Source organism: Taklimakanibacter albus (genome assembly GCF_016595235.1).
Taxonomy (GTDB): Bacteria; Pseudomonadota; Alphaproteobacteria; order Rhizobiales; family Aestuariivirgaceae; genus Taklimakanibacter; species Taklimakanibacter albus.
On the sequence record NZ_JAENHL010000007.1, the window covers coordinates 2,365,501 to 2,390,759 of the forward strand.

Sequence of the window (25,259 nt, forward strand, 5' to 3'; positions counted from 1 at the left end):
TCACACCGTCAGTGCCTGGCGCACGTCGAGGATCGACTTGCGCATGAGGGCGATGATCTCGTCGAGATCCTCCTCACCCGAGATGAAGGGGGGTGCCAGATTGACATGGTCGCCATTGACGCCGTCGATGCCGCCTTTGCCGGCCCCGACGATGAGCCCGTTGGTGAAGCAGGCATCGCCGATCCGGCCTGCCACATTGAGGCCGGCCGGGAAAGGCCGGCGCGTCTTCTTGTCGGCGACGAATTCGATCCCCATGAAGAAACCCTTGCCGCGGATGTCGCCGACCATGTCGAGCTCGTAGAGCTCTTGGGCCTTTTCGAAGAAATATTGGCCGAGCTGCGCCACCCGTTCCACCAGCCGGTGATCCTCTATATATTTGAGCACGGCACTGCCGACGGCACAGGACAGCGGGTTGCCGCCGAACGTATAGCCATGCGAGAAGCCGCGCCCCATGCGGAACGGCTCGAATACTTTCTCCTTCACGATTACCGCGCCCAAGGGCGAGTAGCCGCTGGAGAGACCCTTGCCGGTGCAGATGATGTCCGGCACCACGCCCCAATGGCTGATGCCAAAATTCTTGCCCGTGCGGCCGAAGCCGGTGATCACCTCATCGACGATCATCAAGATCTCATGGCGGTCGCAGATCTCGCGGATGATCTTGAAATATTCAGGCGGGGCGGTGAGCGCTCCGCCCGCCGCCCCGACGATCGGCTCGGCGATGAAGGCGGCGATATTCTCCGGCCCCTCGCGCAGGATCATCGCCTCGAGATCGGTGGCGCAGGGGAGCCCGCATTCGGGATAGCTGCGCCCGAAAGGGCAGTGATAGCAGTTGCAGGCGGCGATATGCGGCATGTCCTTGAGGAGCGGCGCGAAGAGCTCACGCCTGGAACGCATGCCGGTCATCGACAGCGAGCCCAGCGTATTGCCGTGGAAACTGCTCCAGCGCGATACCACTTTGTACTTGGACGGCTTGCCGCGCTCGACGTGATATTGGCGCACCAGCTTGAGCGCCGTCTCGGTCGCCTCCGAGCCGCCCGAGCACATGAAGATCTTGGTCATGCCGGGCGGGGCGAAACGCGCGATGCGCTCGGTCAGCTCCATATGCGGCTGGTTCTTCCAGTGGAACGGGTGCGCGAAGCTCACCTTCTCCATCTGTCGCACCGCTGCCTCGCGGATTTCCGGCACATTGTGGCCGATGCTGACCACGCCGACTCCGCCCATGCCGTCGATATAACGTTTGCCGGTGATGTCGTAGCAATAGATGCCGTCGGCGCGGTCGATGACCGGATTCACCGATCCGGCGCTACGGAAAAAGATGTGCTCGTCGGTGGGAAGGCCTGGCATATCGGGGCTGGGGCTGGACATCAGTTGGACTCCGTAATGCGGCGAACCGCCTCCGTGATCGTCTGGACATTGGGCATCGCCGCGCGCACCAGCGGCATGGCGAAAGGCCTCGGCGTGTTCTGCAGGCCGACGCGGGCGATCTTGAGCGGCGCCTCGCCGGCGAGCTCCTCGGCAATCGACGCGGTCAGGTCGGACAGCGGATCGCCGGTCTTCCAGCTTTCCGAAACGACGACAAGACGCCGCGTCTTGGCGACCGAACGGCGCACCGTCTCGACATCCATCGGCACGATCGAGCGCGGATCGACGACTTCGGCGGATATGCCTTCACCGCGCAATTGCTCGGCGGCTTTCAGCGACTGCTGCGCCATCAGGGCGGTGGCGACTATGGTGACATCGCTGCCTTCGCTCTTGATCTCGGCCGCGCCCAGCGGCACCACATAGTCGTCTTCCGGCACCTCCTGGCGGGCACCGTGATAGAGCGCCATATGCTCGAAGAAGACGACCGGATTGTTATCGCGAAGGGCGGCTTTCATCAGCCCTTTGGCGTCACGTGGCGTCGACGGCATGGCGACCTTGATACCCGGCACGCTCGCCACCCAGGCCTGATAGTCCTCGGAATGACCGCGATGCGGCCCCGCGCCATAAAGGACGCGGATGACCAGCGGCACCGAGACCTTGCCGTCTGATTTATACCACATGGCCGCCGCATCGCAGGCGAGCGGCGTGAGGCCCAGCCCCAAAAATTCGGCGAACATCAATTGCACGATCGGCCGCCTGCCGGCCAGCGCGGCGCCGATGCCGGCGCCCACCATGGCGCTTTCGCTGATCGGCGTCTGGATGATGCGGCGCGGCCCGAATTTCGCGCCAAGCCCTTTGGCCGAATGCATGGCGCCGTTATAGATCGGGCCGATATCCTGGCCGAGATGGAAGATGCGCTCGTCGCGCTCCATCTCTTCGCTGATCCCCTGGATCACCGCTTCCTGAAAAGTGAGCTGGCTCATGCCACGCGCTCCAAAACTGGCGAATAGAGATCATCGGGCCCCAGCACCTCGAGCCCCGGATCGGGGTCGGCCTGTGCCTGCGCGATCGCCTCGGTGATCTCCGCCTCGGCGGCCTTCTCGATCTCCGCGAGCTGAGCGTCGGTCATGACGCCCTGTGCCGTGAGGCGCGCTTTCAGCAAAAGAAGCGGATCCTTCTTGAGCCAGGAAGCGCGTTCATCCTTCGGCTGGTAGTCGTTGGGATCGGCGCTGTAATGGCCGCTGATGCGATAGGTGACCGCATCGATGAGCGTCGGGCCCTCACCGGCACGCGCCCGCGCCACCGCGCTCTGCACCGCCTGATGCATGGCGACGACGTCATTGCCTTCGACCCTGATCCCCGGCATGCCGTAGCCTTGGGCACGATCGGCGATGCTGGTGCATTTGAGCGCGTAGTCTGTGCGTGTCGACATCGCATAGCCGTTGTTCTGGCAGATATAGACGATCGGAAGCGCCAGGCAGGCGGCGAGATTGAGGCTTTCATGGAAGGCGCCCAGATTGCTGGTGCCTTCACCGAAGCTCGTCACCACCACGCCTTGCTTTTCGTCCAATGACGCGGCGAGCGCGATGCCGGTCGAGATATTGAGCGGATTGCCGAGCACGCCCGAAAACATGCCGAGCGTATTGAACTGCAGCGGCAGGCAGATGTCGCCGCGCACGCGCCCTCTGGAATAGGACGTGACCTTGCCGAGCACGCCGGCAATGAGGCGGCGCAGATCGGCGCCGCGCATATGGGCGGCGAGCAAGGCGCCACGATAATGCGGCGCGATATAGTCGCTGTCCTTGAGGCCGAAGAAGGCGCCGACAACCACCCCCTCCTCGCCGACGCCCGGATGGAAGCCCGGCAATTTGCCGAGCAGGCTTTCCAGCACCCGGCCTTTGGCGACGAGATGGTAGAGCGAGGTCAACAGATTGGCGTCAGGCGTCATGGGTCTGGCCTCCTCACGCGCCGGTTTTCTCGAAGCGCGCCAGGATCGCGCCCGGCTCCACTTCGGCATCGGCCTGATGCAGGATCTCGACGAGCTTGCCGTCGATGCCGCTTTCGACCTCGACATTGACTTTCTCGCTCATCACTTCGAGCAACACGTCCTTAGCGGAAACCTGATCGCCGACCTTTTTGTGCCAGGCGATGATGGTCGCCTTGGGCACTTCCTTCCCCAGTTCCGGCAGCGGAAAGTCAACGATCATCGGTCAATCCTTCTTCTTGTCGTCATTCGTGTCATCAGGCGCGCGCCAGCACGGCGCTGTCCGGCAGGGTTTCGCCGGTCAGCTTCTCGAAGCGCGCCAGAAGATCCGGCACACCCATCCCTGCTTTTTCCTTGCTCGCGAGATCCATGGCGATGCGGCCGCGATGCATCAGGATGAGCCGGTCGGAATGTTTGAGCGCATGGCCCATGTCATGGGTCACCATCAGTGTCGCGATGGAGCGCTGGCGCACGATCGCCTCGGTCTGCTCCATCACCACCCGCGCCCTGGTGGGATCGAGCGCCGAGACATGCTCGTCGAGGAGGAGCAGCGCCGGGTTGCGCGAAGTCGCCATCGCCACCGACACGGCCTGGCGCTGGCCGCCCGACAGCGTGCCGGCCAGTTGATCGAGGCGGTCCTCGAGGCCCATGGAAAATTGCGCGAGCGTGTCGCGCGCCAGGTCGCGCACCCGTGGGCCCGCGGCGCGTTTGAGATTGAAGCGGCGCGCCTGCCCCGCCTCGGCAAGCGCGAAATTCTCGACGATGGTGAGGGCCGAGAACACATTATGCTCGGGGTTCTGGCGCACCAGCGCCACCTTGCCGGTGCGTTGCCAGGAAGGCTGCTCGGTGACGTCTTCGCCCGCGACGATGATGCGGCCGCTGTCGGGCAGCTGACTGCCGGCGATCATCGACATCAGCGTCGACTTGCCCGAGCCGTTCGAACCGACCAGCGCCACGATGGTGCCGGCGGTGATGGTGAGATTGATGCTGTCGGCGGCGATGACGAATTCGTTGCGCCCGAAACCCTTGAAGCGCTTCACGCAGTCCCTGACCTCTAGCGCGGGATGCGAAAAAGTGGATTCCGGTTTTTCGCGACAATCCCGCGCTAAGTTATCGGAATCGATCACGTTCATGAGTTTGGATTGACTCAATCCAAACTCATCGTGATCTGGAGCCGTCTCAGGTGATGTTGACGACACGATCATTCTCCAGATATTCGAGGCGCTCGCGCGCATTCTTCTTCGCCGCCTTCGTGCCCGGAATGGCGATGAGGCCCAGCCCATTGGCGCGCACCGCGATGATGCCGAACACGACGAGCGCCGTGACCAGCTTGACGAAGTAGGGCGGCAGGCCGAGCTTGAGCGCGATCGTCACCACGACGCGATAGACCAGGATGCCGAGCAGCACGCCCAGGATCGAAGGGATGATCTTCGGCGTCTTGAACACGCTCATGCCGATCATCAGGGCGGCGAGCCCGACGACGATGACGCCGGTCTGGATCGACACGTCCATGAAGCCCTGGCTCTGCACGACGAGCGCACCCGAGGCGGCGGCGAGACCATTGGCGATGATGAGGCCGACGATCTGGCGCGCTTCGGTACGGATGCCGAAGCTGCGCGCCGTCTGGATATTGAGACCCGAGGCGCGCATCGACAGGCCGTAATTGGTATGCAGGAACCAGATGAGCACGAGAGCGACGAGCCCCGACGCCAAGGCGCCGACGATGATCGCCGCCCATTGGCCGGAGAAGCCAAGGCCCTCGATCCAGGTGAAGATGGTGGCCTGGCTGAGCAAGGAGATATTGCCGGCGCCCATGATGGCGAGCGAGATCGACCAGGCGGCCGTCGTCATCAGGATGCCGGCGAGCAGCACATTCATGCGCAGATAGACATGGAGCAGCCCGGTGATGAGCCCGGCGATCGCACCGCCGAGAATGCCGAGCAGCAACGCTGTCGCCGGATCGAGTCCGGCGACGAGCGCTACCGCGGTGGAGGCGCCGCCGATCCCGAACGAGCCCTCGAGCGTCAGATCCGGAAGGCTCAAAATGTTCAGGGCGAAGTAGATACCGAGCGCCAGGGGGCCGTAGATCAGCCCGACCTGGGCGCCGATCAGCAGGATGCTCACGTGTTGCCTCTCAATAGGTCTTGGTGGCTTTGTCCAGCAGCTCTTGCGGGATGGTGAGGCCGAGCGCCTTGGCCTGAGTCACGTTGATCTCGAAGCCGGCGGCCTTCGGCACCACGACCGGCATGGTCGCTGGATTGCCGCCGGCCAGCACCTTCTCTACCACGTCGGCGGCGAGATTTCCGACTTCGACGTAGCTGTAGGAGCCGGAAAGAAGCCCGCCATGGCTCACCCCTTCGGAGAGATTGCCGAAGGCCGGGATCTTCGCGTCGTTGGTTACCTTGATGATGCCGGCGATGCCGCTCATCGTCGTCGAATCGCCCGGCATCTGGATCGCCTCGACCTTGCCGATGAGCGACTGCGCCGCCTGCGTCGTCTCGCCTGCGTTGGCGATCGCCGCCACGATGTGATTGAGGCCGCGCTCCTTCAGATGCGCGATGGCGCGTGCCGCGAGGAAGTCGCCGGCCGGATCGCCGGCCTTGTAGATGAGGCCGACCGTCTTCATGTTCGGCAGCACCTTCATCATGGCATCGATATCGGCTTCGACCGGCGCCGGATCGGCGACGCCGGTGAAATTCGTGCCGGGCGCCTCGAAGGAATTGATGAGGCCCGCTTCGACCGGCGTCGAGGAGCCGACGAAAACCACCGGGATCGTCGTGGTGAGCTTGCGGAAGATTTGGGCGCCGGGCGTGGCGATGGCGACGATGACATCGCAGCCGTCGCTGACGAAGCCTTGCGCGAGGGTCAGCTGGGTGGCGGCATCGCCTTCCGGATTCTGCACGACCATGGCTTCGGTCGAGATGCCTTTCTTCGCCAGGCTGTCTTTGAAGCCATTCAGGATGTCGTCGATGACCGTCGCGGTTGCATATTGATTGACGCAGATTTTGGGCGCCGCAGCTTGCGCCGGCGCCGTCAGAGCGGCCGAGGCCAGGAGAGCGAGGGCAAAGGCCCGACGCGACAGGCGTGGAATGGACAACGTCATGATTTCCTCCTCATTTATTGCGCCTTATTGACGCTTTGTCCCGTTTAATGGGATATAAATCTAATTAATGGGACAACATAAAATAGTCAACGAGGATTCAGTCAGGATAGCGGTTTAGCGCCTCCTCCTTTGGGACAATATCTGGAAATGTTACGGAACCGAATCGGGGGTGAATGTCGCAGCTCAAGCCGTCTTCGGATCGTCCGTGATGATCACGAAGCCCTTTTCCGTGCGCGTGACACTGTCTGCCGGCTCATCCGTCAGAACGAGGGCGAAGCCTGGATGCAGGCGGGCCTTCATCGCCTCGAGAAGCGTATTGTCGGCGCGGATGCGCTTGATGACGTCGAGCGATGGATCAGGGGCGGCGCCGGCGGATTGCGGATGAAACCCGATCGCTTGCCAGACCAGGCCCTTTGAACCGTCATGGGCACCGACCAGCTGGAATACATGCGAGCCGAGCGGCTTGCCCGGATCGGCGATGAGGACGCTGCCTTGCACCGCCAGCACGCCGTTCTCATAGAGATAGCCTTGTTTGTCGGCAGAACTCACGACGACCGCCAGCGGCAGAACCTGCGGGTCTTCCGGCGTGGTGGCCGGGAGCGGCGTTTTATTGAGGCGGTCGGCGGTCTCGCCAAGCTCGGTTTCGGCATAGTCGCTCAGCACCATGCCCGGATGGACGACGTCCTCGGGCTGCGTCGCGGCATTGGCGATGATCACCGCGGTGCCGACATGGGTGATGCCGAACAGGAGCTGCGAGAATGCGAGCGGCAGGCGTATGCAGCCATGGCTCGCCGGATAGCCCGGGAGATTCCCGGCATGGAGCGCGATGCCCGACCAGGTGAGCCGGTTCATATTCGGCATCGGCGCTTCATCATAGGTCGCGGAATGGTGATTTTTGTCCTTCTGCAGAATATGAAAGACGCCGGTCGGAGTCGTATGGCCGGGCTTGCCGGTCGAACAGGTCGAGCTCGCGACGCGGACACCATTGCGATAGACGAAGACGAGCTGCTCGGGCAGCGAGACGATGATGGACAAAGGGCCTGTCGCGGCACGCTCCGGATGCCAGGTATATTCGCCGGGATTCAGCGCATAAGGATCCTTGTCCACCAGTTGACCGCGCACCGGCAGACCTCCGACCATCAGCGCGCCGAAAGCGAGCGCACCACGCCGCGATATTTTCAGGAGCTTCGACATTCTATTCCCGCATCAGCCGGCACCATGCCGGATGGCATGAAATAGCACGGGAGCCGGAATGAGCTAGCCGGAAGGAAGAATGGGCTCGCCACCCTTTGCCGGCATCGGCGGCTTTTCCCTGGCGAGCGCGTCGTAGCATGCGAGCCGCCCCTGTGGCTCTGCGATCGCCAGGCAATCGGCGAATTCGGATCTGGGCGCCAACCGCGCATCCTTGACGGCGACCGGCGCCAGCGTGGCGATAAGGACGAACAATACCGGCGCCAAAGCGAGCCCGACCGCCGCCGGCGGCAGACGTGTTCCCGTCGCACCCGATGGAACTCTGAACATGGCGATGCCCTCATTATCCTTTCGATCCGGATCTAGGCATCTCGCCATCGGAAAACGATGCGGATTCCAGGGGCCCGGCATAAAGCCGGCATAAGAGAAGAGCGGATATCAAGCCGGCGGCGGCATCAGCATGAACAGCGCCTGCGCCGGCAAGCTCGCGGACGCGTTGCGGAATGTATGCGGCTGGCGTGGATCGAAGGTCATGGCGTCGCCTTCCGCGAGCCGGGTCTCTTCCTCATCGACGGTGACGATGATCTCACCCGCCAGAACGAAGACGAATTCCTCTTCGCAATTGAGGCTGTACAGCGCCTCGCCGCCGCTGCCGCCCGGCGCGATATCGGAGAAGATCACCTTGGCTTTAACGGCGCTTGTCGGCGAGAGTAGGAAGTCATCGATCCGGGCGCCGCCGAATTTGATCGGGACCCGCTCGGCCTTGCGCACCACCGCCGAGCCCACGGTCGAAAACAGGCTGCCGACCGGCAGCGACAGCACATCGCAGAGCCTGACCAGCAGCGCCACGGAAGGTGATGCCTTGTCGCGCTCGACCTCGCTCAAAAAGCCCTTGGTGATTGCGGCGGCTTCCGCCACCTGCTCCAGCGTCATGTCCAGGTGCCGGCGCCTGAGCCGCAGCATGGCGCCGATACGCGGTGAGTTCCGGACCGGGATTTCAGATGTCATGGCAGAAGTTTAGCATGACCAAACTTTGTTGACCTATACAGAACTAGACTTTAGTCTCAGCTTTTTCAGCTGCGGAGGCGCATATGTCGGATGAATCTTTGGCGGCCGCCAGGGCCAGTTCGCAATCCTGGTACTGGTGGGGCATTCCGACTTTCTTCCGCTGCCCCTGGAACGAGGACCCGGCGGCCTGCGACATCGCTCTGGTCGGCGTCCCGCACAGCTCCGGCAACGGCTCGACCGAACGTGATCAGCATCTGGGCCCGCGCGCCGTCCGCCATGTCTCCGGCTTCTACCGCCGCGCCCATGGCGTCCATGATTTCTCGCCCTTCGATACGGCGCGCATCCACGATCTGGGCGACGTACCCTTGCCCGAGGCGATGAACAATGAGGCCTGCGTGCGCGATATCGAGGCCTATTATGCGCGGCTCGATCAGACCGGCACGCGACCGGTCTCGATCGGGGGGGATCATTCGATCACCGGCCCGATCCTCAAGGCGCTGGCGGGACCGGGGCGCAACCTGTCCAAGGGCCGGCCGGCGGCGCTCATTCACTTCGACGCCCATACCGATTCCTACGAGAATATCCCGCATTGGCTGGGCGCCCGCCGCTCGGCGGCGCATTGGGCCGCCTATACGGCGCGCGAGGCGGCCGTCGATCCCGCCCGCAGCTTGCAGATCGGCATGCGCGGTCATCCTTCCGCCGCCATCCATCAGGGCAAGGTCGGCTCCTCGAGCGAGGAGCTTGGCTATCGGGTGGTGAAGATGGCGGAATTCGAGGAGCTCGGCGTCGCCAGGACGGTCGAGATGATCCGCGCCCGCGTCGGCGACGGGCCTGCTTACATAACCTTCGATCTTGACTCCCTCGATCCGAGCGTGGCGCCCGGCGTGTCCAATCTGGAACCCGGCTTTGGCGGCTTCACCATCCGGGAGGCGACGCGGCTGCTGCAGGGCTTGAAGGGCCTCGACATCATTGGCGCCGATGTCGTCTGCCTGATGCCGACGAAGGACAGCCCGAACCAGATCACCGCGCAGGTCGCCATGGTGATGATGTTCGAGCTCCTGTCACTGATCGCCTGGCGCCGCAGATAGGCTGGGGCAATAGGTCATGGACGGGGCCGCGCAAATGTTTAGAATGCCGGCAGTCCTGGCTCAGGGGAGAGATCGATGCGTTTGAGGCTCGTTGTTGCGGCGGTCATGCTCCTGGGCATGTTCGGGGCCGGGAATGCCTTCGCCGCCCAAGTGCTCATCTCGATCAACAAATCGAACCAGAAGATGACGGTCTCGATCGATGGCGAGAAGACCTATGTGTGGCCGGTCTCGACCGGGGCGCCCGGCTACTCGACACCGAGTGGCGACTTCCGTCCCTTCCGCATGGAGCGCGATCACTTCTCCAAGGAATGGGACGATGCGCCCATGCCGCATTCGATCTTCTTCACCATGCAGGGCCACGCCATCCATGGCAGCCCCCATACCAAGCGCCTCGGCACCCGCGCCTCGCATGGCTGCGTGCGCCTTGCCCCGCCGAATGCGGCGAAACTCTTCGCGCTGGTACAGAAGAACGGCATGAAGAACACCCGCGTCGTCGTCAAAGGCGGCTTCGGCTTTGACTTCGATTTCTTCTCGTCACGCTCGACGCGTTCATCGCGCTCCGGCATATCCGCCTATGACTATAACGAATACGCCCCGCGCAAGAACAAGAAGAAGCGCAATCCGCTGGACGATCTCGGCAGCATCTTCGATTGATCCCGCGGCCGGAGTCACTGGCTGTCCGTTTCAAGACTGCAAAACCGGCATCGCTGACCGATGAGAAGGATAATTGTCGTGCGACAATCGCGGTCGTGCGACGAATGTCTCCTTGTAACCGGCGCGGACGGCAACTGCTTATGCGCCAATCTCTTGCTTCATCCGATCGGTGCACCCGGCTCGCTCGGCCGCAAGCGTTGCTCAATGCGGAATCTGATTCCGACAAGCGCAATCAACTTCTTGCCGGCAGTCACTGGCGAGCCGGAAAAGTATCACCTATGTTCGCAATATGTCTGAAGGAGCACGCGTCGCCCGTGCGCGATCGCCCAGCCGGACAGGGCGGTTCATGACAAGTTCTCTATGGGCGACTACATTATGCACAGCAGGCCGCAAAAAACGGCCGGGACCATCGCCTGAGGCGATGGCAGCAATCACTGTTTGCGATGCCGAAGCACGCTTATGTTTCTACATGTATCGAATGGTCCGAGCATCACATGCGCTGATCGCCGGCAGGACGAGTAAATAGACAATGGGCTGGTTGATCGCTGCAATCGTTTTTGTTGTGCCGCTGGTGTTTTTCCCGCGCGCGACGGGTTATATTCTTGTGGCTGCTCTGGCGTTGCTCGGTGGTTGGGCTTTATATGATTCGCTCCAGAACAGCCGGAATCTGGCGGAAGAGGAAAAGGTTAAGATTGCCGCCTCTTACGACCCAGTAGCCTGCGCGCTACAGACGCCCGTTCTTGCAAATGTGGTGAACGGCAGCAGCCGCGAAGTCGCCTCGGTCCGTTTCGACATTGCGGTTAAAAGACGCGGATATAGCAATGAAATCGGTCGTTTGTCGCGACTTCTCGACGATCGGCCGATGCCACCAGGCGGACAGTCTCATTACTGCTACGCCTTGCCCGTCCTCATCCCCGCTGTGGCGCCGGAGGAGCTCGAATTCTTGATTCCTCTCCAATTTGTCACTTTTAAATGAAATCCCCCATGGGTATGAAAACCCTACACGCACATTGCGTATCAACGGGGGCGGCTATGGTGGAAAATGCTGAGTTCTCCAAAATCTAAAAAATCCGTTTCTTCTGCAAACAAGAAACGTCCGGCGTCCCGTGTGTGGTCGCCCGTAACTTTCGGCTGGGCTTCGGTCGCCGCAGAGTTGCGCGCGGCCCGTCTGGCCCGGCACTTCACGATTCGCGATCTGGCCCGCGAGGTCGATTGCGATCACACTGTCATCTTCCGGCTCGAACGCGCCACGCCTGTTGCAGTGGAGCATTTGCTGTCTCTGCTTCTGTGGCTGGGTCGCGAGCCGTTCGCGTTCACCTCCGTCGACAAGCGCTACAAGGCCAAGCTCTCGCCCGGCATGTCGAAGAAGGTTTCCGCATCGAGCGCCCCGCGCAAGGCGGCGAAGAAAGCCAAGCGTTAAGGCATCTGCCTCAGGGCTGCGCACGGTTTTTAGGCCGATGCACAGAACTTCATCACTTCAGGCCCCTTGGGCCTGAAGTGATCGTGATTCCGGCACGCAGGGTCACGAGAGCTGGGCGGCCTATCCCGAGGTCATCCTGTCGGCTATAGTGCCTTGGTCAGCATGCGTTGGCCGAGGGTTGTGTCGTGGCAAAACAGATCACCGAAGGTCCTCCGGCACCGGGCACTGCGCCCTGGGCGCCCCAGATCGTTTATGCGCCCTTGCCGCGCTGGCCGGTTGTCATTCCCTTGGGACTCTTGGCCGCCCTGGCTGCGGCCATATGGCTGCTGATGGAGCGCGGGCTTCTCACCCCTCTCGCTCACCTCACCGGATAACCGTGAGTAAAATTTAAGCGCCCATGAACATGAAAGCCCTCGCCGTAAGGCGAGGGCTCTCGCGGGGTGCGGATCCGGGGGCAATGTCACCGTCCCCAACGAAGACTATACGCCCATGAGTAACAGTTTGTAACGTGAATAAATTTGGCCCTAAAAAAGGCGAGCTCGTCCCAAGTCACAATTACAGGTTGACATAAGGGTGACGGTAGCGCCCCCTCATCAAAGGGGTGACGATCTGCTATCGGGTCTTATGGACATCCGTCAGCTTTCCTATCTGTCGGCTCTCGCCCGCGAGAAGCACTTCACCCGCGCCGCTCAGGCCTGCAATATCTCGCAGCCGACGCTCTCCGGACGTATCCGCCAGCTCGAGCAGGAGCTCGGCGTGCCCATCGTCGAGCGCGGCCAGCGCTTCCACGGCCTGACGCCTGAAGGTGAGCGGGTGTTGAAGTGGGCTCACACCATCCTCGACAACTGGCAGGCGATGCAGCAGGAGCTCGCTTCGATCAAGGGCCGCAAGGAGCAGTTGACCGGCCGGCTGATGATCGGCGCGGTGCCTTCGGCCCTCCCCATGGCGCCGCTTCTGACCCAGACCATGCAGGCCCAGCATCCGGGCGTCGACTTCACCGTGCTCTCCTATTCGACCGCCGAGATCCTGCGCGGCCTCAATGATTTCTCCCTCGATGTCGGCATCGCCTATCTGGACAACGAGCCGATCGACGGTCTCGTCGCCTCGCCGCTCTACCGCGAGCGTTATTGCCTGTTCGTCGCCGACACCCACCCGCTCGCCAAGCGCGAGACCGTCTCCTGGTTCGAGGCGGCGCAGGAGCCTTTGTGTCTGTTGACCCCTAATATGCAGAACCGGCGCATCATCGACCGCGCCTTCCGTTCCGCCAATTGCCAGCCGCAGCCCAGGCTCGAGACCAATTCGGTCATCAATCTCTGGTCCAATGTGCGCTTTACTGGCCTTGCCAGCATCATGCCCGAATATTTCCTCGACGCGCTGGGGCCAATGGCCGGCGTTTCCGCCATTCCCCTGGCGGAACCTCATGTCGAGCACGCTGTTGGTCTGCTGGTGGTCGATCGCGAGCCTCTGGCGCCGATCATTGCTGCACTGCAGCACGTCGCCCTTGGCTTCGATCCCGCCGCTTTGCGCAGGCTGCCGCCGCTTCATCGGGAGTAGCAATCAACCGATCGGAACTACCGATTTGCCGGGGCCTGCCTGTTCCGGCAAACGAGAATGATTATATAATGTTGGTACCCGGCGCCGGTCTTCCGGCCAGGAAGGTTTGGGTTCATGTTGACGAAGCCCGAAATGTCACCGGATGGCGAGCGCGCCCGTGACGTCTGTAGTCGCCACGGCAATCGCCCGGATGAATTGATCGAAATCCTGCATGATGTGCAGGAGGAGCTGGGCTATGTGCCGGAAGCCGTCATTCCGGTGATCGCCAAGGCGATCAACCTTTCCCGCGCCGAGGTCCATGGCGTCGTCACCTTCTATCATGATTTCCGCCGCGAGCCGGCCGGCCGCCATGTGGTGAAGATCTGCCGCGCCGAATCCTGCCAGTCGATGAATGGCGAGGCTTTGTGCAGCCACGCCAAGGCCAGCCTCAAGGCCGGCTTCGGTGAAACGACCGCCGATGGCCAGGTGACGCTCGAAGCCGTTTATTGTCTCGGCAATTGCGCTCTGTCGCCGGCGATGATGGTCGACGGCCAGCTGCATGGCCGCGTCGATGCCCGGCGCTTCGACGAGATCATGAACGAAACGCTGAGCGAGGCCGCGCAATGACCCGCATCTTCGTTCCCGATGACGCGTCTGCTCTCTCGATGGGCGCCGACAAGGTCGCCTCCGCCATCATGGCCGAGGCCCAAAAGCGCAATCTCGACATCGAGATCATCCGCAACGGCTCGCGCGGCATGCTTTATCTGGAGCCGCTGGTCGAGGTCGAGACGCCCCAGGGCCGTGTCGCTTATGGACCAGTGGCGGCTAAGGACGTCGCCTCCCTCTTCGATTCAGGTTTCCTGACCGGCGGCAAGCACGGCCTTGGCCATGGCCTCACCGAGGAGATCGACTACTTCAAGAAGCAGGAGCGCCTCACTTTCGCGCGCTGCGGCGTCATCGCTCCGGTGTCGGTCGAAGACTACGTCGCTCATGGCGGCTATGCCGGCCTCAAGGCGGCGCTGCAGAAAATGGGCGCCGACATCGTCAAGGACGTCACCGACTCCGGGCTGCGCGGCCGCGGCGGCGCCGGCTTCCCGACCGGCATTAAATGGAAGACGGTCCACGACGCCAAGGCCGATCAGAAATATGTCTGCTGCAACGCCGATGAAGGCGACAGCGGCACCTTCGCCGACCGCATGCTGATGGAAGGCGACCCGCTGACGCTCATCGAAGGCATGACCATTGCCGGCATAGCGACGGGCGCCACCAAGGGTCTCATTTATATTCGCTCCGAATATCCCCATGCCATCGCCAAGATGAAACAGGCGATCGCCAATTCGGTCGCGGCGCGTTTCCTCGGTGATAACATCCAGGGCTCGGGCAAATCCTTCACGCTGGCGGTGCGTACCGGCGCCGGTGCCTATATTTGCGGCGAAGAGACCTCGATGCTCGAAAGCCTCGAAGGCAAACGCGGCATGGTGCGCCCGAAGCCGCCGATCCCGGCGCTCGAGGGCCTGTTCGGCAAGCCCACCGTCATCAACAACGTGCTGAGCTTCGCGGCGGTGCCGGACATCCTGGCCAAGGGCGCGGAGTTCTACAAGAATTACGGCATGGGCCGCTCGCGCGGCACGCTGCCCTTCCAGCTCGCCGGCAATCTCAAGCGCGGCGGCCTTGTCGAGAAGGCCTTCGGCATCACTTTGCGCCAGCTCGTCGAGGATTTCGGCGGCGGCACGTATTCCGGCCGGCCGGCGCGGGCCATTCAGGTCGGTGGACCTTTGGGCTCTTATGTTCCGGCCACGCAATTCGACCTGCCGATGGACTATGAGACTTTCGCCGCCAATGGTGCGATGGTCGGCCATGGCGGCCTCGTGGTGTTCGATGATACGGTCGACATGGCCCGCCAGGCACGTTTCGCCATGGAATTTTGCGCCATCGAATCCTGCGGCAAGTGCACCCCCTGCCGCATTGGTGCTGTACGCGGCGTCGAGGTGATCGACCGCATCATCGCCGGCATCGAGCGCGACAAGAATCTGATCGTCCTCGACGATCTCTGCCAGACCATGACTGACGGATCGCTGTGCGCCATGGGTGGGCTGACACCCATGCCGGTGCAGAGCGCAGTCAAGCACTTCCCCGAAGATTTCGACCGGCCTCCCGTGGCCAAGGCCGCAGAATAGGAGAGAGCGACATGCATACGCTCATCAAGGAAATCGATTACGGCACGCCCAAATCCGAAGCTACCCGGATGGTGACGCTCGAGATCGATGGGCAGTCGGTCACCGTGCCGGAAGGCACCTCCATCATGCGCGCCGCGATGGAGCTCGGCACCAAGATCCCCAAGCTCTGCGCCACCGATTCGATGAAGAGCTTCGGCTCCTGCCGCCTCTGCCTGGTCGAGATCGAAGGCCGTAAAGGCACGCCCGCCTCCTGCACCACGCCGGTGGCGCCGGGCCTCAAGGTCAAGACCCAGACCGACCATCTGGCGGATCTGCGCAAGGGTGTGATGGAGCTTTATATCTCCGATCACCCGCTCGACTGCCTCACCTGCGCCGCCAATGGCGACTGCGAATTGCAGGACATGGCGGGCGCGGTGGGCCTGCGCGAAGTGCGTTACGGCTATGAGGGCGACAATCACGTCTTCGCCAAGAACAACGGCTCGGAGAATTTCCGCTACCAGCCGAAGGACGAAAGCAATCCCTATTTCACCTTCGATCCCTCGAAGTGTATCGTCTGCTCGCGCTGCGTGCGTGCCTGCGAAGAGGTGCAGGGCACTTTCGCGCTGACCATCGACGGGCGCGGTTTCGCGTCGCATGTCTCGGCCGGCATGGACGAGGACTTCCTGGCCTCCGAATGCGTTTCCTGCGGCGCCTGCGTGCAGGCCTGTCCGACCGCGACGCTCACCGAGAAGTCGATCATCGACAAGGGCCAGCCCGATCATTCGGTGGTCACGACCTGCGCCTATTGTGGCGTCGGCTGCTCCTTCAAGGCCGAGATGAAGGGCGACGAGGTCGTCCGCATGATGCCCTACAAGGATGGCGGCGCCAATGAAGGCCACTCTTGTGTGAAGGGCCGTTTCGCCTGGGGTTATGCGACGCATCAGAACCGCATGCTGAAGCCGATGCTGCGCGAGAAGTTCACCGATCCGTGGCGCGAAGTGTCCTGGGACGAGGCGATCGATTTCACCGCCAAGCGCTTCCTCGAGATCCAGGCCAAGCATGGCATCGGCTCGATCGGCGGCATCACCTCCTCGCGCTGCACCAATGAGGAAGTCTATGTGGTGCAGAAGATGATCCGCGCCGCCTTCCACAACAACAACGTAGACACCTGCGCGCGCGTCTGCCATTCGCCCACCGGCTACGGCCTGCGGCAGACCTTCGGCACCTCCGCCGGCACCCAGGACTTCAAGTCGGTAGACAAGTCCGACGTGATCCTGATCATCGGCGCCAACCCGACCGACGCGCATCCCGTCTTCGCCTCGCGCATGAAGAAGCGCCTGCGCGACGGCGCGAAGCTCATCGTCATCGATCCGCGCCGTACCGACATCGTGCGCTCGCCCCATATCGAGGCGCAGTATCATCTGCCGCTGCTCCCCGGCACCAATGTCGCCATCTTCAACGCCTTCGCCCATGTCGTGGTAACCGAGGGCCTGGTGAAGCGCGATTACGTGGCCGAGCGCTGCGATCTCGAGGATTTTGCGCGCTGGGAGAAATTCATCTCCGATCCCAAGAACTCTCCGGAAGCGCTCGAGGCGATCACCGGTGTGCTTGCCGCCGATGTGCGCGGCGCCGCGCGTCTTTTTGCGACGGGCGGCAATGGCGCCATCTATTACGGCTTGGGCGTCACCGAGCACAGCCAGGGCTCGACCATGGTCATGGCCATGGCCAATCTCGCCATGGCGACCGGCAATATCGGGCGTGATGGCGTGGGCGTTAATCCGCTGCGCGGCCAGAACAATGTCCAGGGCTCCTGCGACATGGGCTCTTTCCCGCATGAATTCACCGGCTACCGCCATGTCGCCGACAACACGGTGCGCGACCTGTTCGAAAAGCTGTGGAATGTCGAGCTCGACGCCGAGCCGGGCCTGCGCATCCCGAACATGTTCAACGCCGCCATCGAAGGCACGTTCAAGGGCCTGTTCGTCCAGGGCGAGGACATCGCGCAGTCCGATCCCAACACCAAGCACGTGAATTCGGCGCTCGAATCGCTCGAATGCCTGGTGGTGCAGGATCTCTTCCTCAACGAGACGGCGGCTTTCGCCCATGTCTTCCTGCCCGGTACCTCCTTCCTCGAGAAGGACGGCACCTTCACCAATGCCGAGCGCCGCATCAACCGCGTGCGCCCGGTGATGGCACCCAAGCAAGGCATGCAGGAATGGGAAGTCGTGGCGAGGATCGCCACCGCCATGGGTTATCCGATGGGCTATACGACAGAGTCCGAGATCATGGACGAGATCGCCCGCGTGACGCCGACCTTCGCCGGTGTCAGCTTCGAGAAGCTCGATCGGCTGGGCTCGGTGCAGTGGCCGTGCAACGACGCCGCTCCCGAGGGCACGCCGATCATGCATATCGGCAAGTTCGTGCGCGGCAAGGGCCGCTTCATGGTCACTGAATTCGTGCCGACGGATGAGCGCACCAACCGCTTCTTCCCGCTCATCCTGACCACCGGCCGCATCCTCAGTCAGTACAATGTCGGCGCCCAGACACGGCGCACCGCCAATGTCGCCTGGCACCCGGAAGACGTGCTGGAAATCCATCCGCATGATGCCGAAGAACGCGGCATCAAGGATGGCGCCATGGTCTCGCTGACGAGCCGCGTCGGCGCCATCACCTTGCGTGCGGTGATCGCCGACCGCATGCCGCAAGGTGTCGTCTACACCACCTTCCACCATCCGGTGACCGGCGCCAATGTGATCACCACCAACAATTCCGACTGGGCCACCAACTGTCCGGAATACAAGGTGACCGCGGTGCAGGTGACGGTCTCCAACCGGCCTTCCGACTGGCAGGCGGAATGGGAGCAGCGCGAGACCGAGCACAAGCGCGTCGCCATCAAGCCGCTGGTCGCGGCGGAGTGATGACATGACGGCAAGGCCCGACCCATCCTGGGCGGCTGAACCGGCAACCTCGCGGCCGGCCGAGGGCCGGCACTATCGCGCCGATGGCACGAGCGCCGGGCTCGTCTGGCAGTTGCCGGAGGAAGTGCCCGTCGCGATCATGCATAATTCGGTTTCGACCGCGGTGATGATGGCGACGCCGGCCGATCTCGAGGATTTCGGCGTCGGCTTCTCGCTGTCGGAAGGTTTCGTCACCGATCAAACGGCCATCCGCAATGTCGTGGCCTTCCGCGTCGACAATGGCTTCGTCGCCGATATCGCCGTCGACGAAGCGGCGCTGAAGGCGCGCTCGCTGCGGGCGCTGGAAGGCCGCAGCGGCTGCGGCCTGTGCGGCGTCGAGGACATTTCCGATGTCGTCAAGCCGACGGCGCCGGTGACACCTGGCTTCACCCTCGATCCGGCCGCGGTGCTGAGGGCTTTCGCCGAGTTTCCCGCGCATCAGCCGATGAACCGGCTCAATCATTCCGTCCATGCCGCCGCCTGGGTGGCGCCTGACGGGCGCATCCTGCTGGCGCGCGAGGATATCGGCCGCCACAACGCGCTCGACAAATTGCTGGGCGCGATCGTGCGACGGAATCTCGACAAGCAAGCGGGGTTCGTCGCCATGACCAGCCGCTGCAGTTTCGAGCTGGTGCAGAAATGCGCGCAAATGGGGATCGCCCATCTGGTGACGATCTCGGCGCCGACCAGCCTGGCGCTGCACCTGGCGCAGCAGGCAGGCATCACGCTGGCGAGCCGCGCCCCCGACGGCATCGTGTGTTTTCATTGATCAGGCAGACCTCGAATATGGACCAATTCAGCGACATCAAACGCATGGCCAATCAGATCGCCACGGCCTTCGCCGCCTATCCGGAGGAGCAGGCGGTCAAGGAGACGGCCAACCACATCAAATCCTTCTGGGATCCGCGCATGCGCAAGCAACTGGCGGAAGTGATGGCCAAGGAGGCGAGCGCCTTGAATCCGGTGGCTTTCGCGGCCGGCAAGCAGCTGGGATTGGGCTGAATCCTCGCCCAAAACGGCGTATACTGACCATCTTTTCTCCGCCCCAATTGCCGTATAGACAGGGGCGATGGACACCAAATCCCCCTTTTCGACGGTTCTGATCACCGGCGCCTCCAGCGGCATCGGCGAGGCCTTTGCGCATGTCGCGGCGGGGGAAGGCCACCCTCTCATTCTGGTGGCGCGCGGCGAGGCCGAATTGCACCGGGTGCGCGGTGTGGTCATCGCGCGCTACGCCGTCCCGGTTTCCATCATCGTGCATGATCTGAGCGTGCCCGGCGCCGGCGATGCGCTCGCCAATGAGCTCGAGGCGCGCAAGCTCGACGTCGACATCATCATCAACAATGCCGGCTTCGGGCTGGTCGGTAAGGCGTCTGAGCTTTCGCGCCAGGACCAGCTCAAGATGATCGACCTCAATGTCCGCAGCCTCGCCGACATCACCTTGCGCTTCCTGCCGCAGATGATCGCCAAGGGCCGCGGCGGCGTCATCAATGTCGCCTCGACCGCCGCCTTCATGCCGGGCCCCAACATGGCGGTCTATTTCGCCTCCAAGGCTTTCGTTCTTTCTTTCACCGATGCGCTCCATGAAGAGACCAGAGGGACGGGCGTGACCTTCACCACCTTGAGCCCCGGCCCGGTCGAGACCGGTTTCCAGCGCCGTGCCGGCATGAAGCAGGCCCGCGCCTTGAGCCGGCTCATTCCCAAGACCGCCATGGCGGTAGCCCAGGCCGGCTGGGCCGGTTTCAAGGAAGGCGAAAGGCTGGTGGTGCCCGGCACGATGAACAAGATCACCGCTTATGCGCTCAGGGGCGCGCCGCGCCGCATGATCCTGCCGGTGATCAGGCGTGCAATGGGCGCAGCGAAAGCCAAGTAGACGCATCGGCCCGAAAAGTTGCAGACTTTTCGGATAAGCCGATGCGCCATCAAGGACCCTCTCGACGGCAGACCGTTTCCTATGTCACCTTTGCGAATCATGCCCGCCGGCAAAATCCTCATCATTCTGCATTCCGAAACTTCCTCCCCGGGAAGGGTCGGCCATATGCTCAAGGCGAAGGGCTATACGCTCGATATACGCCGTCCCTGTCTGGGCGATAAGCTTCCGGAGACCCTTGCGGAACATGCCGGCGCCGCCATTTTCGGCGGACCGATGAGCGCCAATGATTGCGACGCCTTCATCCGCGACGAGACCGACTGGATCGCCGTGCCGCTGAAGGAGCAGAAGCCCTTTCTCGGCATCTGCCTCGGCGCCCAGATGCTGTCGCGCCAGCTGGGCGGCAGCGTCGGCCCGCATCAGGACGGCTTTGTCGAGATCGGCTATTACCCCCTGAAAGTCACCGATGCCGGCCGCAAGCTTGGTGGCGACTGGCCAGACCAGGTCTATCATTGGCATCGCGAGGGCTTCACCCTCACCCAAGGCTGCGAGCTCCTGGCGACCGGCGAGACCTTCGCCAACCAGGCTTTCCGCTATGGCGCCGCGGCCTTCGGGCTGCAATTCCACCCGGAAGTGACGCGGCTCATGATGCATCGCTGGTCGGTGACCGGCGCCCATCGCTTCGTCCTGAAGGGCGCCCAGAACGGTGCCGAGCAGCTTGCCGGCCAGATCCTCCATGACGCGCCGGTGCGCGACTGGCTGTCGGGCTTCCTCGATTTCTGGCTGAAGCCGCAAGCCCGGACAGCCGCCCAGGCCGCTTGACTCCCACCGGTCTGCGAAGCTTAAATTCACCTTCTATTAACCAACTGAAAAAGTTCAATTTTTAGGTATTTGGAAACTTCGTTGAGCCATCATCCTGATCCAAGGCTCTCGAGGGTGAATTGCGGGGCCGCGGCTGGGATCAAGTACTGCGTACCCGGCGGAATTCTGAGAACGGGGAGTGCCGGTGGGCCTCCCCGTTTTTCTTTTTGGTCGCAACGGCTCCAGATTCTGACCTAAAGTTACCGCGATTGATTACCATCTTTCCGGCCTTGGACCGTTCACCTCGCCCCGTTTATCAAGAAACGCACAGTCAGATGCGCTACCTGTTGATTTGCGTGTTCGTCCTGCTTGCATGGCCTGCCGGATTTTCGTGGCAAGCGCGCGCTGGCGTCGTGATTCCTGACGACGAGGGCAGCTCGGCCGCGGCCGCCCAATGGTGCGGCGAGGCCTGTCAAAGTGACATCGCCGGCTTGTTGAGGGCGGACATGCAATCCATGCTTCCCGCCTGGAATGACATCGCCAGGTTCGACGGGCCTCTCAGCCACGCCCGTTGCACCGCTTCTGCGCGCACCAAGCCGGCGGTACACGCCATCATCCTGGCGCCCTTCTACGAGCACTTCGTCAAACTGCCCGGAACACAGGAGGACGCGAAGCTTCTTTCCGCTCTTGTCGCGGACAGAGGCGCGCCCCCGGATCTGACACGGACACTCGCCGGCACTGTCGACCGCCGGGACATGCTCGATCAGCTCGAGGCCTCCCTCGCCTGCGTCCGGGAGAAGGATCAGGTCATCGTCACTTTCTCCGGCGGGGCCACGACCTACCGGCTCTGGGGCGCGCCGAGCTTTCCGGATTTCTATGTAAGATATTGCGTCACGGCCGAGGAACCGCGATCCTTTTGCGAGGTTATTGCGAAGGATGTCGAGACGGAGACTTATGGCGGCGCGACATCTTCGGGCGAAACCTATCGCAAGCTGGCTGCCGAATATGACGACCTCATTCTCTTTTCCTCCGATGTCGTCGTCGTTCCTCGCAAGGGAGTAACCCGGCCCACCCTCGCGCCGGAAAGCCGCCTCATGGGGCTGAGCGCGGTCGAGCTCTCAAACTTCGTCACCCAGGTCCGCAATCGCGGCGCGGATGCCATCGTCATTCTCGACACCAACTATGCAGCCCGCACCCGCCTTCTGGATCGGCAGAATGCGGCAACCTTCAACAGCTCTTGGCGGTGGTCGCGCCAGTCCGGCGACGAAGTGCGGGACAAGCCTGGCATCGTCGATCTTTTCGGCTCGGGAAAAATGGCTGCTCTCTATGCGGCGCGCAGCGACGAATTCGCCAGAGAATCCAGGAAAAGGGACACTGTTCTTGGAGAGCTGACCTTTGCTTTGGCTGAAGCCATGCGCTCACGAACGTCTCCCAGCATCAAGCAGCTCGCCGAGGATATCGATCGCACGATGAAGCAGCGCGCCGTCGAGCAGCAGGCCGTCTTCGAAGCGAGTGAACCCGGCCTTCGCCTTCTGACGCCCCGCAGCAATGAGTTGCTGCATCCTGACAATATCGAAATCCTGCAGCCGGCCCTTACTCGCAGCGCCAGCGTGTTCGAGACGGACAAGCGCGAATTCAAGCTGGTGGCCAGATATGCCGGATCGGCAAAACCCGGCTATGCCGCGATCGATGGCGACAATCAGCGCATCGATGCGAATGGCCAGTTTGAGAAGGAGATCGACGCCGTCGGCCGCAGCGAGTTCTATATGCGCGTCTATGCCGAGGATCATTCGCTCCTGGCCGAAAGGCGCATGAGGTTCTCCGAGAGCGAGATCGACACCGCCGTCGGGCAGCAGGGCACCAGCTACATCATGACGATCGGCAATGACGACTATCGGGATCAAAGCTTTCCGAAGCTGCTGACGCCGATCGCCGATGCTGATGCGTTTCGCGACCTGATGATCCACGATTTCGGCTATACCGACAAGCTCCGCATGGGCAGCGGCGAACGCAGCCTGTCGCTGCGCAATGCCACGCAGCGCGATACCACCCAGGCGCTCTTCGACATTCGCAAGAACATGACGACCGACGACAGGCTCATCATCTATTATGCCGGCCATGGCGAGAAGGACGAGGAAAAATCCTTCTGGGTGCCTGTCGACGGGGTGAGTGGCGGCGACTACACCTGGATCAAGGCCTCTGATATCCAGGACGAAATGCGGGGCATGAATGCCGCCTCGGTGCTGCTCATCTCCGATTCATGCTATGCGGGTGGCCTGACGCGCAGCGCCGTCGCGACTTTGCCGGCCGATCGCCGGGACAAATATCTGGCGAAAGCGGGCCTGCTCAAATCCCGGCAGTTCATCGGCAGTGGCGGCATCGAGCCGGTCCTGGATGGCGGCGGCGCCGGGCACAGCATATTCGCCCAGGCGATCATCGATGGCATCAAGGCCATGGGCCACACCCCGTTCACGGCAAGTGAGCTCTTCGAGACCAGGGTGAAGCCGAAGGTCTTGAGCTTCGGCAGCATTTCGGACGACCGCCAGGTGCCGGTATTCTACCGCATCGAATGGGCCGGAGATGTACCCGCGAGTGAATTCCTGTTCCTGCCTTTGAAGTAAGGAACGAGGGAGCCTCCGCGGTCAACTCTTCGAGCGCAACGTCTCGACATCGGTGTCGCCGACATACCAATCGCGTGCCGCGACTTCCTCGAACACGACCCAGACGTCATTCTTGCTGAGCCCGGTGGCCTTGACGATCGCTGCCGTGACCGCCTGGCTGATCTCGGCCTTCTTGCCCTTGGGATCGGCGGCGATGACTTCCTTGACGATGCGGATATTGACGAAAGGCATGAGGACTCCTCAGCAGAGTTTGACACCATTGACCATCAGGCGGACGGCATAGAGCGACGACGTTCCGCAGATATAGAGGACGTTGCGCTTGGAGCCGCCCCAGGCGACATTGGCGACGACTTCAGGCACCTTGACCTTGCCGATCAGTGTGCCGTCCGGATCGTAGCAATGGACACCATCGGCGGCGCTGGTCCAGATGCGTCCGTCGGTGTCGAGGCGGAAACCGTCGAAGAGGCCGGCGGTACAATCGGCAAACACCTTGCCGCCCGAGAGCTTGCCTTTGTCGCCGACCTTGAACACCCGCATATGCGCCGGATTCTGCGGTCCATGGGTACGTCCGGTATCGACGACATAAAGCAGCTTCTCGTCGGGCGAGAAGGCGATGCCGTTCGGGCGCACCATGTCGGTGATCACCGCTTCCACCGCGCCGCTCTTGGGATCGATGCGATAGACATGGCAGGCGCCGATCTCGCTCTCGGCCTTGTTGCCTTCATAATCGCTGTCGATGCCGTAAGCGGGATCGGTGAACCAGATCGACCCATCCGATTTCACCACCACATCATTCGGCGAGTTGAAGCGCTTGCCTTTCCACTTGTCGGCAAGCGTGGTGACCGTCCCGTCGAATTCGGTGCGGCTGACGCGCCGCCCGCCATGCTCGCAGGTGATGAGCCGGCCCTGCCAGTCGGTGGTATTGCCGTTGCTGTTGCCACAAGGTTCACGGAAGACGCTCACCGAGCCATCGGTCTCGTCATAGCGCAGCATGCGGTCATTGGGGATGTCGGACCAGACGAGATAACGCCCGGCCGGGAAATAGACGGGCCCTTCGGCCCAGCGGCAGCCGGTGAACAGCTTGTCGACATGGCCATTGCCGTTGAACAGCCGCACAAAACGTGTGTCGAACACCTCGTAATAATCGGAAGTAGCCATGCTCCACCCATCTCCTTTTTTGTATGACATATCGAGCCTGACATTTGAGCAGATTGCAAGCCCCGACGAGATCAGGCGGGCTTGATGCGGGAATCGCGCAGGAGTCCCGCTGCTTCGATGATGGGATAGGCGGCGGAGACGATATGAGAATTGATCCGGTGCAGGTCGCGGATGATATCGACGAAGAGCGCGCTCTTGCGCAGGGAGGCGCCTTTGGCCTTGCCGCTTTCGCGGAAATGCTCCTCGATGATCTTGTGCTCGAGCGCCCGGAAGGCGTCCTTCTGCTCGACCAGCCGCTTGGCGCCGTCGACGTCGTTCGAGGTGAGGACGCCGGTGGCGAGCCTGAGCGACTG

27 protein-coding genes are annotated in these 25,259 nt (G+C 62.4%); 14 read left to right on the forward strand and 13 right to left on the reverse strand.

All coding sequences use genetic code 11. The features are described 5' to 3' along the window. From JHL16_RS22760 to JHL16_RS22805, 10 genes are all read right to left on the reverse strand, one after another. Complete coding sequence (locus JHL16_RS22760; protein WP_200187091.1) at positions 1-1,365, reverse strand: aminotransferase family protein; 1,365 nt, start codon at positions 1,363-1,365, stop codon at positions 1-3. After that, positions 1,365-2,345 carry an alpha-ketoacid dehydrogenase subunit beta gene (locus JHL16_RS22765; RefSeq protein WP_200187092.1) on the reverse strand — a complete coding sequence of 327 codons (981 nt, stop codon included), beginning with the start codon at positions 2,343-2,345 and terminating at the stop codon, positions 1,365-1,367. The genes JHL16_RS22760 and JHL16_RS22765 overlap by 1 nt, the downstream gene beginning before the upstream one ends. Then, entirely contained in the window at positions 2,342-3,310 is a 969-nt protein-coding gene (locus tag JHL16_RS22770) for a thiamine pyrophosphate-dependent dehydrogenase E1 component subunit alpha (RefSeq protein WP_200187093.1), read from the reverse strand. Before JHL16_RS22770 ends, JHL16_RS22765 begins: the two co-directional genes overlap by 4 nt. A gap of 13 nt (positions 3,311-3,323) precedes the next feature. Then, a complete protein-coding gene (locus tag JHL16_RS22775) occupies positions 3,324-3,569 on the reverse strand; it encodes a biotin/lipoyl-containing protein (protein WP_137856680.1) in 246 nt (81 codons plus the stop codon). A gap of 34 nt (positions 3,570-3,603) precedes the next feature. Then, entirely contained in the window at positions 3,604-4,386 is a 783-nt protein-coding gene (locus JHL16_RS22780) for an ATP-binding cassette domain-containing protein (protein ID WP_200187094.1), read from the reverse strand. Between the two features lie 139 nt (positions 4,387-4,525). Then, complete coding sequence (locus JHL16_RS22785) at positions 4,526-5,470, reverse strand: ABC transporter permease subunit (RefSeq protein WP_200187095.1); 945 nt, start codon at positions 5,468-5,470, stop codon at positions 4,526-4,528. A 10-nt stretch (positions 5,471-5,480) separates the two neighbouring features. Continuing rightward, positions 5,481-6,449, reverse strand: coding sequence for an ABC transporter substrate-binding protein (locus JHL16_RS22790; protein ID WP_200187096.1), 969 nt, complete (start codon positions 6,447-6,449; stop codon positions 5,481-5,483). A 183-nt stretch (positions 6,450-6,632) separates the two neighbouring features. Beyond that, on the reverse strand, positions 6,633-7,643 hold the full coding sequence (locus JHL16_RS22795; protein WP_200187097.1) for a L,D-transpeptidase: 1,011 nt from the start codon (positions 7,641-7,643) through the stop codon (positions 6,633-6,635). Between the two features lie 63 nt (positions 7,644-7,706). Further along, positions 7,707-7,970: a hypothetical protein gene (locus JHL16_RS22800; protein ID WP_200187098.1), complete on the reverse strand. Its 264-nt coding sequence runs from the start codon at positions 7,968-7,970 to the stop codon at positions 7,707-7,709. 108 nt (positions 7,971-8,078) lie between these two features. Beyond that, a complete protein-coding gene (locus JHL16_RS22805) occupies positions 8,079-8,648 on the reverse strand; it encodes a cupin domain-containing protein (protein ID WP_200187099.1) in 570 nt (189 codons plus the stop codon). Between the two features lie 83 nt (positions 8,649-8,731). On the opposite strand from JHL16_RS22805, the gene JHL16_RS22810 reads away from it, so the two are divergent. From JHL16_RS22810 to JHL16_RS22875, 14 genes are all read left to right on the forward strand, one after another. Beyond that, positions 8,732-9,736: an arginase family protein gene (locus tag JHL16_RS22810; protein ID WP_200187100.1), complete on the forward strand. Its 1,005-nt coding sequence runs from the start codon at positions 8,732-8,734 to the stop codon at positions 9,734-9,736. Positions 9,737-9,811: 75 nt separating this feature from the next. Further along, positions 9,812-10,390 (forward strand): L,D-transpeptidase, encoded by a 579-nt coding sequence (locus tag JHL16_RS22815; protein WP_200187101.1) that lies wholly within the window; start codon positions 9,812-9,814, stop codon positions 10,388-10,390. 529 nt (positions 10,391-10,919) lie between these two features. Next, positions 10,920-11,366: a hypothetical protein gene (locus JHL16_RS22820; protein ID WP_200187102.1), complete on the forward strand. Its 447-nt coding sequence runs from the start codon at positions 10,920-10,922 to the stop codon at positions 11,364-11,366. Positions 11,367-11,432: 66 nt separating this feature from the next. Further along, complete coding sequence (locus tag JHL16_RS22825) at positions 11,433-11,810, forward strand: hypothetical protein (RefSeq protein WP_200187103.1); 378 nt, start codon at positions 11,433-11,435, stop codon at positions 11,808-11,810. Between the two features lie 185 nt (positions 11,811-11,995). Then, on the forward strand, positions 11,996-12,184 hold the full coding sequence (locus JHL16_RS22830; RefSeq protein WP_200187104.1) for a hypothetical protein: 189 nt from the start codon (positions 11,996-11,998) through the stop codon (positions 12,182-12,184). Positions 12,185-12,434: 250 nt separating this feature from the next. After that, complete coding sequence (locus tag JHL16_RS22835; protein ID WP_200187105.1) at positions 12,435-13,364, forward strand: LysR family transcriptional regulator; 930 nt, start codon at positions 12,435-12,437, stop codon at positions 13,362-13,364. Positions 13,365-13,478: 114 nt separating this feature from the next. Further along, on the forward strand, positions 13,479-13,970 hold the full coding sequence (locus JHL16_RS22840; protein WP_246771010.1) for a formate dehydrogenase subunit gamma: 492 nt from the start codon (positions 13,479-13,481) through the stop codon (positions 13,968-13,970). Further along, a complete protein-coding gene (locus JHL16_RS22845; protein ID WP_200187106.1) occupies positions 13,967-15,520 on the forward strand; it encodes a formate dehydrogenase beta subunit in 1,554 nt (517 codons plus the stop codon). The genes JHL16_RS22840 and JHL16_RS22845 overlap by 4 nt, the downstream gene beginning before the upstream one ends. 11 nt (positions 15,521-15,531) lie before the next feature. After that, a complete protein-coding gene (gene fdhF / locus JHL16_RS22850; RefSeq protein ID WP_200187107.1) occupies positions 15,532-18,417 on the forward strand; it encodes a formate dehydrogenase subunit alpha in 2,886 nt (961 codons plus the stop codon). Positions 18,418-18,421: 4 nt separating this feature from the next. After that, on the forward strand, positions 18,422-19,225 hold the full coding sequence (gene fdhD, locus JHL16_RS22855; RefSeq protein ID WP_200187108.1) for a formate dehydrogenase accessory sulfurtransferase FdhD: 804 nt from the start codon (positions 18,422-18,424) through the stop codon (positions 19,223-19,225). 17 nt (positions 19,226-19,242) lie between these two features. Beyond that, a complete protein-coding gene (locus tag JHL16_RS22860; protein WP_246771011.1) occupies positions 19,243-19,458 on the forward strand; it encodes a formate dehydrogenase subunit delta in 216 nt (71 codons plus the stop codon). 67 nt (positions 19,459-19,525) lie between these two features. Beyond that, positions 19,526-20,329: an SDR family NAD(P)-dependent oxidoreductase gene (locus JHL16_RS22865; RefSeq protein ID WP_200187109.1), complete on the forward strand. Its 804-nt coding sequence runs from the start codon at positions 19,526-19,528 to the stop codon at positions 20,327-20,329. Between the two features lie 81 nt (positions 20,330-20,410). Then, the gene (locus JHL16_RS22870) at positions 20,411-21,148 is read left to right on the forward strand and encodes a glutamine amidotransferase (protein ID WP_200187110.1); all 738 of its coding nucleotides are present in this window, start codon (positions 20,411-20,413) and stop codon (positions 21,146-21,148) included. A gap of 485 nt (positions 21,149-21,633) precedes the next feature. Then, positions 21,634-23,748 carry a caspase family protein gene (locus JHL16_RS22875; protein ID WP_200187111.1) on the forward strand — a complete coding sequence of 705 codons (2,115 nt, stop codon included), beginning with the start codon at positions 21,634-21,636 and terminating at the stop codon, positions 23,746-23,748. A gap of 21 nt (positions 23,749-23,769) precedes the next feature. Here JHL16_RS22875 and JHL16_RS22880 read toward each other — a convergent pair whose 3' ends face one another. From JHL16_RS22880 to JHL16_RS22890, 3 genes are all read right to left on the reverse strand, one after another. Continuing rightward, the gene (locus JHL16_RS22880; protein ID WP_200187112.1) at positions 23,770-23,979 is read right to left on the reverse strand and encodes a tautomerase family protein; all 210 of its coding nucleotides are present in this window, start codon (positions 23,977-23,979) and stop codon (positions 23,770-23,772) included. A 9-nt stretch (positions 23,980-23,988) separates the two neighbouring features. Then, positions 23,989-24,906 (reverse strand): SMP-30/gluconolactonase/LRE family protein, encoded by a 918-nt coding sequence (locus JHL16_RS22885; protein ID WP_200187113.1) that lies wholly within the window; start codon positions 24,904-24,906, stop codon positions 23,989-23,991. 71 nt (positions 24,907-24,977) lie between these two features. Beyond that, on the reverse strand, positions 24,978-25,259 hold a 282-nt coding region (locus tag JHL16_RS22890), incomplete at its 5' end, for a PhoU domain-containing protein (RefSeq protein ID WP_200187114.1).